The following is a 12934-nucleotide window of genomic DNA, read 5'->3' as shown; positions in this document are numbered from 1 at the left end:
TTCTCCCTGTTACCGCCCGACTTGCATGTGTTAGGCCTGCCGCCAGCGTTCAATCTGAGCCATGATCAAACTCTTCAATTAAAAGTGTCTGATGCTCAAAGAAATAAACTGTTTACTGCTGCTTCTTGCGAAGCTGCTGCTTTGGTCACTCTTCAAGACTTCTCAAAAATAATATTTTGCGATATGTCCTGTGAGTGCCCACACAGATTGTCTGATAAATTGTTAAAGAGCATTGCAAACATACGCTGCCGTTGCCGGTCTTCTGCGTTGTTGCGAGGCTGCGTATATTACGCCTTTCACCTCTGAAGTCAAGCATTTGTTTTTCAACTTCGTGCTGTTCTTCTCACTGCCGGCGCGCTTGTCAGCGTGTTGTTCCGTGTCAGTGGGGTGCATTATAGGGAGTCGCTTTCAGAAGACAAGTGTTAATTTTCAAATTTCTGACTGTTTGCTGCATTCCACAGCAAAACCCCTGTTTATACCGGGTTACGCACAAAGTTATCCACAAACTGTAAAAAATCATAAAATTCCCAAGCATCACGCAAACGTTTGCGTTACAATCGGCACTATTAATGACCTGTTGATCTTTGCCCCGGGTTTTGAAATCTTATGCAATAACCCGGTTTCACCTGCACCCCACTATCATTTTTAGCTGAACTCAAGGGATCCAAACTCATGCAACAGCTTCGCCCTATCCGTCGCGCCCTGCTCAGTGTCTCTGACAAAACCGGCATCATTGAATTTGCACAGGCGCTCGCCGCCCGTGGTGTTGATTTGCTGTCAACCGGCGGCACTGCCCGTCTGTTATCTCAGGCCGGGCTGCCTGTCACGGAAGTCTCCGATTACACCGGTTTCCCGGAAATGATGGACGGACGCGTCAAAACCCTGCATCCGAAAGTACACGGCGGGATTTTAGGACGCCGCGGTATTGATGATGAAGTAATGGCGAAGCATCAGATAGAGGCCATCGATATGGTGGTAGTGAATCTCTATCCGTTTGCTGAAACAGTGGCAAAACCGGGTTGCACCACAGAAGACGCGGTTGAGAATATCGATATCGGCGGCCCGACCATGGTCCGCTCTGCGGCAAAGAACCATAAAGATGTGGCGATTGTGGTAAAGAGCAGCGATTACGCAACTATTATTGCAGAGATGGATGCCGGTCAGCACAGCCTGAGTTTTGACACCCGTTTTGATCTTGCAATTAAAGCCTTTGAGCACACAGCCGCTTACGACAGCATGATCGCTAACTACTTCGGACAGCAGGTCAAACCTTATCACGGTGATACCACTCAGCCTTCCGGTCAGTTCCCGCGTACCCTGAATCTGAACTTTATCAAAAAGCAGGATATGCGCTATGGCGAGAACAGCCATCAGAATGCTGCCTTCTATATAGAAGAGAATATTCAGGAAGCCTCGATCAGTACCGCCGTTCAGTTACAAGGCAAAGCCCTCTCTTATAATAATATCGCTGATACTGATGCCGCACTTGAGTGTGTAAAACAGTTTACTCAGCCTGCCTGTGTCATTGTGAAGCACGCAAACCCGTGCGGAGTGGCAGTCGCACCTTTATTACTGACCGCTTACGACAATGCCTTTAAAACTGATCCGACTTCTGCATTCGGCGGGATTATCGCGTTTAACCGTGAGCTGGATGCCAAAACAGCCTCTGCCATTGTTGAGCGCCAGTTTGTGGAAGTGATTATCGCCCCGTCAGTTGCTGAAGATGCATTGCCAATCCTTGCAACAAAACAAAATGTCCGCGTACTGACCTGTGGTCAGTGGCAGAACCCGGTTGCCGCACTTGATTTCAAGCGCGTAAATGGCGGGCTGCTGGTACAGGATCGTGACCTCGGCATGGTCACCGGCAATGACTTACAGGTTGTCAGCAAGCGTCAGCCGACAGAGCAGGAACTGAAAGATGCTCTGTTCTGCTGGAAGGTGGCGAAGTTCGTCAAATCCAATGCCATTGTTTATGCTAAGAATGATATGACCATCGGCGTGGGCGCGGGTCAGATGAGCCGGGTTTATTCCGCGAAAATTGCCGGGATCAAAGCCGGTGATGAAGGGCTGGAAGTTGCCGGTTGTGCCATGGCATCTGATGCCTTCTTCCCGTTCCGCGACGGAATCGATGCCGCAGCAGCGGTCGGGATAACCTGTGTCATCCAGCCCGGCGGCTCTATTCGTGATGATGAAGTGATCGCTGCCGCAGATGAGCACAACATTGCCATGATTTTCACCGGCATGCGCCATTTTCGCCATTAATAAAAGAAACCGGAACTTACCTTATGAATATTCTGATTATTGGTAACGGCGGGCGCGAACACGCCCTTGCCTGGAAAGCAGCGCAATCTCCGCTGGCGGAAAATGTTTATGTCGCACCAGGTAATGCCGGTACAGCGCAGGAACCGCATCTTAAAAATGTGGATATTGATGCAACGGATATTGACGGACTGCTGGCTTTTGCACAATCCCACGATATCGGTCTGACTATTGTCGGACCGGAAACGCCGCTGGTGATGGGTGTGGTCGATGTGTTTACTGCCGCCGGTCTGACCATTTTTGGTCCGACAAAAGGTGCCGCACAGCTCGAAGGCTCAAAAGCCTTTACCAAAGATTTTCTGGCACGCCACCATATTCCCTCTGCGGCATACCAGAATTTCACAGAGATTGAACCTGCACTTGCCTACCTTAATAAAGTCGGCGCGCCCATTGTTATCAAAGCGGACGGACTCGCGGCGGGCAAAGGCGTGATTGTCGCCATGACACTGAAAGAAGCACAGGATGCCGTACATGACATGCTCGCAGGCAATGCCTTCGGCGATGCCGGGCACCGCATTGTGATTGAAGAGTTTCTGACCGGCGAAGAAGCCAGTTTTATTGTTATGGTTGATGGCAAAAATATCATACCGATGGCAACCAGTCAGGATCACAAGCGGGTCGGTGATGGTGATACCGGACCTAATACCGGCGGGATGGGTGCGTATTCTCCGGCACCGGTAGTGACTGATGTTGTTCATCAGCGGGTGATGGAGAAAGTGATTTATCCGACAGTCGAAGGAATGGCCGCCGAAGGTAATATCTATCAAGGATTCCTGTACGCAGGTCTGATGATTGATGAAAACGGTGAGCCGAAAGTCATTGAATTCAACTGCCGCTTTGGTGACCCGGAAACCCAGCCGATTATGATGCGTCTGCAATCTGATCTCGTGGAACTGTGTCTTGCGGGTGCGCAGGGGCAGTTAGCCGGGAAAACATCACAGTGGGATCCGCGTCCGGCGCTGGGAATTGTGATGGCAGCCGGTGGCTATCCGGGAAATTATCGTCAGGGTGATATCATTGACGGGCTGAATGTTCAGGAAGCTGACTGCAAAGTATTCCAGGCAGGTACTGCACTGAAAGACGGACAGGTTGTTACTAACGGCGGACGGGTATTGTGTGTCACCGCATTAGGTAATGATATCGCACAGGCACAAAAACAGGCTTATGCCGCGCTGCGTCATATTCAGTGGGACGGGGCATTTTATCGCCGGGATATCGGCTATCGTGCTATTGAAAGACTGAAAAACTAAGCAGTGATAAAACCTGCGGGAGATTTACAGTGAATCTTCCGTGGGTTCCCATTTACAGAAGTTATCATTCGCAGCCAGCAAAATTTCACGCCCTTCCGGCGATTCCAGCCACGCAATATAGATAGGTGATGTACTGTTCCGCTGGCGTTTAGCCAGGAAGTGTTCAGTTTCGGCATTAAACTCAACGTACGATTTATTTCCCTGACAGTCAGTCACATAGCTGTCTCGCCATTGTCCCTGTTTCAGACGGATGTCGCCGGTGATAAGTGCGGTATTCAGGGATAACTGACGCTCTGCCATAAACGTTATCCGCGCTACTTCATCCGTGCTCAGTGGTGATTTTTGTCCGTTCTTTTCCCGCTGCATAAAAATCGCATTACCCTCGTGGTCGAGGCGCAGTTGTTCAGAGAAACCATTATCACCGAGATATTCAGTACGGATCTGCCAGAGTTTTCCGCGGCGGAATTCATAGACGGTCACAACCGTTTGTCCGTCACGGTACGGACTGTAAACACTCATCAGAACACGGGAGACATTGTCGGCGTTAAGACGCCACATTCTGACAGCGCCATCATCCGCAATATAGCCGGAGGCACTGAAGGGAGGAAGTGTGGGTTGACCGGAACAGGCGCTGAGCAATGAGCAAAAGCCCAGTGCGAGCAGCCCCTGTCTGATCAACAAAAGGGGACGAAATCCCCCTCTGATAATCTGTTTTTGCAACGCAATTATTTTACTGCGTCTTTCAGTGCTTTACCGGCAGAGAAAGCTGGCACATTTGCCGCTGCAATTTTGATTTCATTACCAGTCTGCGGGTTACGGCCGGTACGCTCTGCACGATGGTTAACTTTAAAAGTACCGAAGCCAACTAATTGTACGGGATCGCCTTCTTTCAGAGAGTCTGTGATGGCCGCCAGTGTAGATTCCAGCGCTGCTTTCGCCTGTACTTTAGACAGCTCTGCTTTTTCTGCGATAGCATCAATCAATTGAGTCTTATTCATAAAATATCCTTACAGTGTGTTTATCGTTTGCAAAGCATCGAGTGCGTCGGATGTGTCATTTGACAGCCCTGATACACGCGCCCCGATAGCCACTTCTTTTCGCCCCTCACTGTAGACCAGAGACGGGGCAATTGTGAAGTCTTTAACATCGGCATTTATAGGCTTAAATCACGTTTTTTGATTTAATCGCCTAAACTAACGCCAATATTACTGACCCCCGCTTCGCGGAGATCTGATTTCAAGCCTTTTATCAACTCAATGTCGCGCTCTTCGCATGCAGCTAATAAGCGGAAAATTTCCCACTGAATATCCCACTCTTCTTCAACAGCAGGTAATTCTTTTAATTCTTCATCGGTCATTTCGCGTCCGGCCTGTGTCATTTCCAGCATGGCAACAGTGCCAACCGAAATTTCACTTACCGCGATAGCATGTTCCAGCGTTTCACCGCTCAGACGCATGTGAACAAGTTCACTGAGTCCCGCACAGGCATCAATAGCCGGGAACACACCATAAATATCATAGTCTTCACCATCGGGGATGGCTTCTTCCAGCTTTTCCAGCTGGCTGTCAAAGTTTATTTTTGCATCTTTGACGGTAAGCACTTCCCAGATGAGTTCCAGAATACGCCGGTAAAGAGACGGATCAGCAAACCCGGTCTGCTGACAAAAAACGGCATAATTGGGGTACATTCTCTCGCACAGACTTGCTGCGAAAGTGAGATGCTGCCAGCTTTCCAGTTTTTCCAGCCGTAAATGGATCGGGTTCTTTAACATTCCGTATTACTCGTTACTCTGACATGTGCCGCAGTTTACCTGAAAATCCATAATATCCACATCTTTACGTGGAAAATCTGGATATTTCTGTTTCAACCGGACGAAAAACGTTCGATTTGAGGCAATACCATCAGCCCAGCGGGTGGGTTCAGGCAGGCGGTAGCCACGGATCATGGCTTTCACCCACACTAATGCCGTGTCAATACTCATAAGATGTCCGGGAGAAATGAACAGCGGATTGCAGCGCGCTTTACTGCGCCAGACCCAGCCAAGCTGCTCCTCTTTATCCATGAGAGGGGACTGTGCATCCACACCTTCCGCGAGTGCGTCATAATGTCCGCACAAGCGGCTTTTGGCAACGCCGATAGCCGGGATATTCAGTGTTACGCCCAGATGACCGGCAACACCGAGACGGCGCGGATGTGCACGTCCCTGACCATCCACCAGCACCAGATCCGGTTTTAAGGTCAGTTTTTCCCACGCGGCAAGAATAGCCGGGATTTCACGAAAAGAGAGCAGTCCCGGGATATAGGGAAGCTGAGTGGGAATGCGGGCAATCTGATACTCCGCCACAACCAGGTCCGGGTATGTAAGGATCACGACGGCGGCGCGGGTTATCCGCCCTTCATCCTCAAAACCAACATCAACCCCCGCCACATAGCGGGGATCGATAACCACATCCTGCAAACTGACCTGTTGTGCCAGTTCAATCTGCCGGGCTTTCAGCGTACGGGTGTCAATCTCTGACATCACGACCTCCGTTATTCTGTTAAAGCGGGCTGACATCAGCCCTGATGGTATTTTCCTGACAGGCGGTGTACTGCGTCAATAAAAGCACCGGCATGATCAGGTTCCACATCCTGGTGGATGCCATGTCCGAGATTAAACACATGCCCTTCGCCCTGCCCGAAACCGGCCAGGATGGATGCCACTTCGTCTTCAATACGCGTAGGTGATGCATATAACATGGACGGATCCATATTGCCCTGAAGCGCGACTTTGTCACCTACGCGGCGGCGCGCATCTGCGATATCCGTTGTCCAGTCCAGCCCCAGCGCATCACAGCCGGTTGCCGCCATCGCTTCCAGCCACTGACCGCCGCCTTTGGTAAACAAGGTTACCGGCACACGGCGTCCGTCATTTTCACGGATCAGTCCGTCGATGATTTTATGCATATAATGCAATGAAAATTCAAGATAATCGCGCCCGGTCAGTACGCCGCCCCAGGTATCAAAAATCATCACAGACTGCGCACCGGCTTTGATTTGTGCATTCAGGTACAAAATCACGCTGTCTGCCAGTTTATCCAGCAGCAGATGCAATGTCTGCGGTTCGGCATACATCATTTTCTTGATTTTTGTGAAGGCTTTGCTGCTGCCGCCTTCCACCATATAAGTGGCTAATGTCCACGGACTGCCGGAAAAGCCAATCAGCGGAATATCGCCGTTCAGGGCTTTGCGGATAGCGCGGACAGCATCCATAACATAGCCCAGTTCCAGTTCCGGGTCCGGCACCGGCAGCTTTTGCACATCACGGGCACTTTGTACCGGATGCATAAAACGCGGGCCTTCGCCGGTTTCAAAATAGAGCCCCAGACCCATTGCATCCGGAATGGTGAGAATATCGGAAAAGAGAATCGCCGCATCCAGCGGGAAACGACGCAGCGGCTGCAATGTGACTTCACAGGCCAGCTCTGTGTTTTTACACAGTGCCATAAAATCCCCCGCCTGTTCGCGGGTAACTTTATATTCCGGCAGATAACGCCCGGCCTGACGCATCATCCATACCGGGGTGATATCCACAGGCTGACGCAGTAATGCACGCAGATAGCGGTCGTTTTTCAATTCACTCATGACAGACTCCAAAAAGTTAATGGCCGCGTAACGTATTGATGTACGTTATAAAACCAGCATTGTAGCATGCATATTGCTTATAATCAGGGCTGTGTTCAGGGCAGTATCACGCGTCTTCATCATCCTGACGGCACAGTGCAACCGTGTCTTCAATCAGGCGGCGGGCAATGGTATCCGGCGGCGGAATAACCGGCAGGTTATCATAGTGATACCAGTCCGCACTGAGCAGTTCGCCCGGATCATGGTGAATTTCACCGTCGGCATAATCCGCCAGAAAGCCCATCATCAGTGAGTGCGGGAACGGCCACGGCTGAGAAGACACATAGCGGATATTCTGAATTTCAATGCGGCTCTCTTCCATTACTTCGCGGGCAACCGCTTCTTCCAGGGTTTCCCCCACTTCCACAAACCCGGCAAGCACAGTAAACAGCGGCGCATTTTTATGGCGGCGGTGCTGTGCCAGCAGAATAGAATCATGACGGCGGATACCGACAATAATGCACGGCGCTATCTGCGGATAATAACGTTCGCGGCAGGCATCACACAGACATGCCCATTCACTTTCGCTGTATTTCATTGCCGCACCGCAATAGCCGCAGTAGCGGTGCGAGCGGTAAAATTCCGCAAGCTGCACGCCGCGTCCGGCCATTTTGAATAAATCATCATTATCTGCGGCAATAATGCGGGGTGAACACATATCCGAGCGCATTTTTTCACGGATGAGCCAGACCGGCAGTCCCTGCCATTCACCGATACGCACTGCCGGTTTGCCGGTCAGCATCCATTGCGCCGCACTTCCTTCCGGTAATTGCCCTTCCGGCAGCCAGACCCGGTTATCTGCGCTTATCACCCAATACCCTGTTTCATCGCCCGTTAAAATCTGCTGCATAGTTTCACGATATCTTGTTAATAAAGTATTGATGAATTAAATCATACTCTCTTCACAGGGAGAATACCCGGCGTGCAAAGCGGTTGTCTTCTCTGCTTATATGCTGTCAGAAAAGTGTCATATCAGTGTCAGCCAGTTGTCACAAATACGTCATACCCTACCGTCGTCTGCTTATACTTAGTCAGCTAACTTACGAGGGTATTATGAAACAATTTTCTGCTCCGGTTATCACCAAAACATTACTGACTGCCGCCGTTATCACGGCATCTTTTTCCTCATTTGCTGCAACAGATAATACCGGGTTAGACGAATTAATTGCCGCCGCCAAAAAAGAAGGCGTCGTGTACAGCGTAGGTATGCCGGACGCCTGGGCAAACTGGAAAGGGACCTGGGCGGATATTGAAAAGATATATGGTCTGAAACATCAGGATACTGACCTGAGTTCGGCACAGGAAATTGCCAAATTTGCCGCCGAAAAAAATAACGCTACGGCAGATATCGGGGATGTAGGCGCGTCATTTGGTCCGGTTGCCGTACAAAAAGGGGTTGTTCAGCCTTATAAACCCACTACCTGGGATCAAATTCCTGACTGGGCAAAAGACAAAGACGGTAACTGGGCGCTGGCGTATACCGGCACCATTGCCTTTATCATCAATAATGACCTCGTTAAAGATCAGCCAAAAAGCTGGGCGGATCTGCGCAACGGAAAATACCGTGTGACTATCGGGGATGTCGGGATCGCCGCACAAGCCAACAGCGGCGTGCTCGCAGCAGCCTTTGCCCTCGGTGGTAACGAAACCAATATTCAGCCGGCAATTGATATGTTTGCTGAATTAGCCAAACAGAAACGCCTGTCACTCAATGACCCGAGTGTGGCTAATTTAGAGAAAGGCGAAGTTGAAGTGGCCGTGATGTGGGATTTCAACGCCCTCAGCTACCGTGACCAGATTGATGCCAAGCGCTTTACCGTCGTGATCCCGTCTGACGGCTCTGTGACATCAGGTTACTCCACCATCATCAATAAATTCGCCAAAAACCCGAATGCTGCAAAACTGACGCGTGAATTTATCTTCAGTGATAAAGGACAGCTTAACCTCGCCGAAGGCTATGCCCGCCCTATCCGCGCAGCGCACCTGACATTGCCGGACAGCATCAAAGCAAAACTGCTGCCGGAATCTCAGTATACCAGTGCAAAACCTATCACTGATTTTGATGGCTGGGAAAAAACCTCCCGCCAGTTGCCGAAACTGTGGCAGCAAAACGTTATCATCAACATGAACTAACGGAATGACCATGAATCACACTGTTATCCTGGTCGTTCTGGATGGCTTAAACTACCGCACAGCCCATGATTGCATGGGCTTTATGCAGGGTTTGACTGAATCTCAGGACGCCACACTTTACCGCCTTGATTGTGAGTTACCCTCACTTTCCCGTCCGCTGTACGAATGTATTCTGACCGGCATCCGCCCGGTCGACAGCGGGGTTGTTCATAACCAGGTTGTACGTTTGTCATATAACGACAGTATTTTTTCCCTGGCACAGAAAGCCGGAAAGACCACTGCCGCTGCGGCATATCACTGGGTCAGTGAGTTATATAACCGCGCACCGTTTGATGCCGTCCGTGACCGTTTCACTCATGATGATTCGCTGGCTATTCAACACGGCTGTTTTTATCAGTCAGACAGCTATCCGGATGATCATCTGTTTATTGATGCGGAATATTTGCGCCGTGAATACCATCCCGACTTTCTTCTTATTCATCCTATGAATATTGATGATACCGGACATAAGTTTGGCGCTGATTCCCCGCAGTACCGCAACAGCGCCCGCCGGGCTGATGGTCGGCTCTCCGCTTATCTGCCGGCATGGCGGGAAGCCGGTTATCAGGTGCTGGTGACCAGCGACCACGGCATGAATAATGACAGATCACACGGCGGCATTCTGGATGAAGAGCGCCATGTGCCGCTGTTTGTTGTCGGGGATGCCTTTTCTCATGATGATTCTCTCCCGGTGAAACAGACACAATTGTGCGGGGCAATCTGCCGGTTACTCGGTCTGACCGGACACGACAAACCCTCTGTGCCTCACCTGCTGCGGGAAGATCACCATGGCTGATATTCTGCCGGAGCTGACCGTCATGAAAAAGCAGCAGCAAATCCGCGTAACCCCACGCCGTATTGCGCTGAAACCGATGCTGTTACTGTTGCCTGCGGCAGTGCTGTTTCTGCTCTTTCAGCTTGCACCTATGTTGTGGGTGATTATTAACAGTTTTATTTATGAAGATGCCTGGTCATTCGCTAATTTCAGCGAGGTTTTTACCAGCCCTTTTTATATTCAGGCGTTTGAAAACACCTTATGGATTTCCGGTCTTTCAAGTGTCGGCGGATTAATTCTTGCTGCGCTGTTTGCCGCCTCTCTGCAACATGCACCACCGCGCCCGCGCCGCTGGCTGATTGCCTTTACCAATATGACAGGAAACTTCAGTGGTGTGCCGCTGGCATTTGCGTTTGTGATAATCCTCGGCGTGAACGGGGCAGTCACTCTGCAATTAAAAGCCTGGGGCGTGATTGATGATTTCAATCTCTACAGTGCCACGGGGCTGATGCTGATTTACCTCTATTTTCAGATCCCGCTGGGCATCTTACTGCTCTATCCCGCGTTTGATGCCCTGAAACCGGAATGGGAAGATGCCGCCAAAACCATGGGCGCCGGACGCCTTGCCTACTGGCGCTATGTGGCACTGCCGGTGCTCTCACCCGCGCTGCTCGGCACGTTCATTATTCTGTTCGCCAATGCTGTGGGCGCTTATGCATCCACCTATGCCCTGACGACCGGTAACTACAATATGGTGACGATCCGTATCGCCAGCCTGGTATCAGGGGATTTATTCCTTGAACCCAATATGGCAGCGGCACTATCTGTATTACTGATGGTTATTCTTGGATTTATCACCGCAACATATCATTGGCTGCTGAAACGGAGTTACCATGCCAAGTGCTGATCTTGCCCTGACCCCACCGGCAATTCCCCGTTACCACAAAATCATGCTCAGTATCATTGTGGTTATGCTGCTGTTACCGATTGCCGCCACACTGATTTATTCATTTTCCTCCCGCTGGGGTGCGACTGTACTGCCCGACGGACTGACACTTCAGTGGTATATGAAGCTCTGGCAGGATCCGCGATTTCTTGCCGCCTTCGGGCGCTCACTGTTTATCTGCTTTGTCACCCTGGCACTCAGCGCCCTGGTGATCCTGCCGCTGGTATTTGCCGTGTTCTATTATTTCCCGCGCCTGAAAGGGGTGATGGAAATACTGATTATTCTGCCGTTCGCTGTGCCGCCGGTGGTGTCTTCAGTCGGATTACTGCAATTGTTTGCTGACGGACCTTTTCCGATTGTCGGCACACCCTGGATACTGATCGGCACCTATTTCACTATCGCGCTGCCGTTTATGTACCGGGCGCTCGCCAATAGTCTCAATGGTGTGCCGCTGAAAGATTTAATGGATGCCGCGCACCTGCTTGGCGCAAGCACCTTTAAAGCCGTTTTGCTGGTCGTGGTACCGAATATCCGCAAAGGCTTGCTGGTATCACTGCTGATCGCGTTTTCTTTTCTGTTCGGCGAATTTGTGTTTGCCAATATCCTGGTCGGTACGCGCTTTGAAACACTGCAAATTTATCTCTATAACATGCGCCAGACGAGCGGGCATTTCACCTCCGCGCTGGTAATGAGTTACTTTGTTTTCACCCTGATCCTGACACTGACAGCATCGCGTTTAAGCCGCTGAGGAACTGCTGATGAGCTATGTAATTGCTGAAAACCTGACAAAATCTTTCGCTGCCACCCCGGTATTTTCCGGGCTGAATTTTTCAGTGGAAAAAGGGGAATTTATCACTCTGCTCGGCCCCAGCGGCTGCGGGAAATCCACCTTACTGCGCTGCCTTGCCGGTCTTGAGTCCGTTAATGACGGTAGAATTTATGTGAATAAACATGACATTACTCATGTGTCGCCACAAAAACGTGAAATCGGCATGGTATTTCAGAGCTATGCCCTGTTCCCGAATATGAGTGTGGAGCGCAATATTGCCTTCGGTCTGAAGATGCAGAAAATCCCTCTCAATGAGCAGCAAAAAGCCGTGGCAGATGTGATTAAACTGGTCGGACTGAACGGCAAAGAGCATCAGTTACCGCAGCAGCTTTCCGGCGGGCAGCGTCAGCGCGTGGCACTTGCCCGGGCGCTGGTGATGAAACCCCGGATCTTACTGCTCGATGAGCCGCTGTCCGCACTGGACGCGCAGATCCGCAAACATCTGCGCCAGCAAATCCGCCAGATCCAGCGGGAACTGAATCTGACCACTATTTTTGTCACTCACGACCAGGAAGAGGCGATGCAGATGTCTGACCGTATTTTCCTGATGAATAAAGGGAAAATTGTTCAGAGTGATACGGCGGAAAATATTTATACCCAGCCGGCTGATGAGTTTGTTGCGCGCTTTATGGGGCATTACAACCTGGTCAGTGCAGACAGTGCAAACAGCCAGCTCGGTCTGAATCTCAGCGGAATTGTCGCTATCCGTCCGGAGTCGATTTATGTGCGCGAAACCGGTCGTCAGTACGGCGATCACATTTCTCACCCGGTATCAGGTACAATACGTGACAGCCAGTTACTGGGTAATATCATCCGTTATCAGGTAGATACCGGACTGGGCGCACTGACCGTTGATCTGCTGAACCGCTCCTCTGAGCGACTGTTTGAACAGGGCACACAACTGGAACTGATGTTCAATAAAAATGAAATCCGCACCCTCGCCCCGTCAGTTAATTAAAGGAATATCATGTCTGTATTAG

General features: G+C 50.6%; 13 protein-coding genes and 1 rRNA gene. 7 read left to right on the top strand and 7 right to left on the bottom strand.

The genetic code is table 11. The features are described from left to right. A 16S ribosomal RNA gene (locus tag AYY16_RS09970) occupies positions 1 to 81 on the bottom strand; the annotation flags it as partial. A 591-nt stretch (positions 82 to 672) separates the two neighbouring features. Between AYY16_RS09970 and purH the strand changes: the two genes are divergently transcribed. Beyond that, complete coding sequence (gene purH, locus AYY16_RS09965) at positions 673 to 2262, top strand: bifunctional phosphoribosylaminoimidazolecarboxamide formyltransferase/IMP cyclohydrolase (RefSeq protein WP_067365763.1); 1590 nt, start codon at positions 673 to 675, stop codon at positions 2260 to 2262. 23 nt (positions 2263 to 2285) lie between these two features. Then, entirely contained in the window at positions 2286 to 3569 is a 1284-nt protein-coding gene (gene purD, locus AYY16_RS09960; protein WP_067365759.1) for a phosphoribosylamine--glycine ligase, read from the top strand. 24 nt (positions 3570 to 3593) lie between these two features. On the opposite strand, the gene AYY16_RS09955 is transcribed toward purD, so the two are convergent. The 6 genes from AYY16_RS09955 to nudC form a co-directional block, all read right to left on the bottom strand. Further along, on the bottom strand, positions 3594 to 4247 hold the full coding sequence (locus AYY16_RS09955) for a DUF1481 domain-containing protein (RefSeq protein WP_067365757.1): 654 nt from the start codon (positions 4245 to 4247) through the stop codon (positions 3594 to 3596). Positions 4248 to 4294: 47 nt separating this feature from the next. Beyond that, positions 4295 to 4567: a nucleoid-associated protein HU-alpha gene (gene hupA, locus AYY16_RS09950; protein WP_067365755.1), complete on the bottom strand. Its 273-nt coding sequence runs from the start codon at positions 4565 to 4567 to the stop codon at positions 4295 to 4297. Between the two features lie 182 nt (positions 4568 to 4749). Next, positions 4750 to 5340, bottom strand: a complete 591-nt coding sequence (locus AYY16_RS09945; RefSeq protein WP_067365754.1) for a YjaG family protein — start codon at positions 5338 to 5340, stop codon at positions 4750 to 4752. A 6-nt stretch (positions 5341 to 5346) separates the two neighbouring features. Then, positions 5347 to 6090: a deoxyribonuclease V gene (gene nfi, locus AYY16_RS09940; protein WP_067365753.1), complete on the bottom strand. Its 744-nt coding sequence runs from the start codon at positions 6088 to 6090 to the stop codon at positions 5347 to 5349. Positions 6091 to 6125: 35 nt separating this feature from the next. Further along, a complete protein-coding gene (gene hemE, locus AYY16_RS09935; RefSeq protein ID WP_067365752.1) occupies positions 6126 to 7193 on the bottom strand; it encodes a uroporphyrinogen decarboxylase in 1068 nt (355 codons plus the stop codon). Between the two features lie 106 nt (positions 7194 to 7299). Further along, a complete protein-coding gene (nudC, locus tag AYY16_RS09930; RefSeq protein WP_067365749.1) occupies positions 7300 to 8082 on the bottom strand; it encodes an NAD(+) diphosphatase in 783 nt (260 codons plus the stop codon). 203 nt (positions 8083 to 8285) lie between these two features. On the opposite strand from nudC, the gene AYY16_RS09925 reads away from it, so the two are divergent. Genes AYY16_RS09925 through AYY16_RS09905 form a run of 5 tightly spaced genes read left to right on the top strand, consistent with a single transcriptional unit; the run spans position 8286 to position 12912 of the window. Next, positions 8286 to 9365, top strand: coding sequence for an ABC transporter substrate-binding protein (locus AYY16_RS09925; protein WP_067365746.1), 1080 nt, complete (start codon positions 8286 to 8288; stop codon positions 9363 to 9365). Positions 9366 to 9375: 10 nt separating this feature from the next. Then, positions 9376 to 10200 (top strand): alkaline phosphatase family protein, encoded by an 825-nt coding sequence (locus tag AYY16_RS09920; protein WP_067365743.1) that lies wholly within the window; start codon positions 9376 to 9378, stop codon positions 10198 to 10200. Continuing rightward, positions 10193 to 11086 (top strand): ABC transporter permease, encoded by an 894-nt coding sequence (locus tag AYY16_RS09915; RefSeq protein WP_067365740.1) that lies wholly within the window; start codon positions 10193 to 10195, stop codon positions 11084 to 11086. Before AYY16_RS09920 ends, AYY16_RS09915 begins: the two co-directional genes overlap by 8 nt. Beyond that, complete coding sequence (locus tag AYY16_RS09910; RefSeq protein ID WP_067365737.1) at positions 11073 to 11873, top strand: ABC transporter permease; 801 nt, start codon at positions 11073 to 11075, stop codon at positions 11871 to 11873. Before AYY16_RS09915 ends, AYY16_RS09910 begins: the two co-directional genes overlap by 14 nt. A 10-nt stretch (positions 11874 to 11883) precedes the next feature. After that, positions 11884 to 12912, top strand: a complete 1029-nt coding sequence (locus tag AYY16_RS09905; protein ID WP_067365734.1) for an ABC transporter ATP-binding protein — start codon at positions 11884 to 11886, stop codon at positions 12910 to 12912. Positions 12913 to 12934 lie beyond the last annotated feature (22 nt).

The organism is Morganella psychrotolerans (assembly GCF_001676155.1).
Classification (GTDB): domain Bacteria; phylum Pseudomonadota; class Gammaproteobacteria; order Enterobacterales; family Enterobacteriaceae; genus Morganella; species Morganella psychrotolerans.
The sequence above is the reverse complement of the archived record's forward strand: the minus strand, read 5'-3'. Positions and strand labels throughout refer to the sequence as shown.

What these genes read in the sequence shown, in the direction of transcription:
- AYY16_RS09915 (WP_067365740.1), top strand. Translation starts at nt 10,193, where the DNA reads ATGGCTGATATTCTGCCGGAGCTGACCGTCATGAAAAAGCAGCAGCAA.
- AYY16_RS09910 (WP_067365737.1), top strand. Translation starts at nt 11,073, where the DNA reads ATGCCAAGTGCTGATCTTGCCCTGACCCCACCGGCAATTCCCCGTTAC.
- AYY16_RS09925 (WP_067365746.1), top strand. Translation starts at nt 8,286, where the DNA reads ATGAAACAATTTTCTGCTCCGGTTATCACCAAAACATTACTGACTGCC.
- AYY16_RS09920 (WP_067365743.1), top strand. Translation starts at nt 9,376, where the DNA reads ATGAATCACACTGTTATCCTGGTCGTTCTGGATGGCTTAAACTACCGC.
- purD (WP_067365759.1), top strand. Translation starts at nt 2,286, where the DNA reads ATGAATATTCTGATTATTGGTAACGGCGGGCGCGAACACGCCCTTGCC.
- hupA (WP_067365755.1), bottom strand. Translation starts at nt 4,567, where the DNA reads ATGAATAAGACTCAATTGATTGATGCTATCGCAGAAAAAGCAGAGCTG.
- nudC (WP_067365749.1), bottom strand. Translation starts at nt 8,082, where the DNA reads ATGCAGCAGATTTTAACGGGCGATGAAACAGGGTATTGGGTGATAAGC.
- purH (WP_067365763.1), top strand. Translation starts at nt 673, where the DNA reads ATGCAACAGCTTCGCCCTATCCGTCGCGCCCTGCTCAGTGTCTCTGAC.
- nfi (WP_067365753.1), bottom strand. Translation starts at nt 6,090, where the DNA reads ATGTCAGAGATTGACACCCGTACGCTGAAAGCCCGGCAGATTGAACTG.
- AYY16_RS09945 (WP_067365754.1), bottom strand. Translation starts at nt 5,340, where the DNA reads ATGTTAAAGAACCCGATCCATTTACGGCTGGAAAAACTGGAAAGCTGG.
- hemE (WP_067365752.1), bottom strand. Translation starts at nt 7,193, where the DNA reads ATGAGTGAATTGAAAAACGACCGCTATCTGCGTGCATTACTGCGTCAG.
- AYY16_RS09905 (WP_067365734.1), top strand. Translation starts at nt 11,884, where the DNA reads ATGAGCTATGTAATTGCTGAAAACCTGACAAAATCTTTCGCTGCCACC.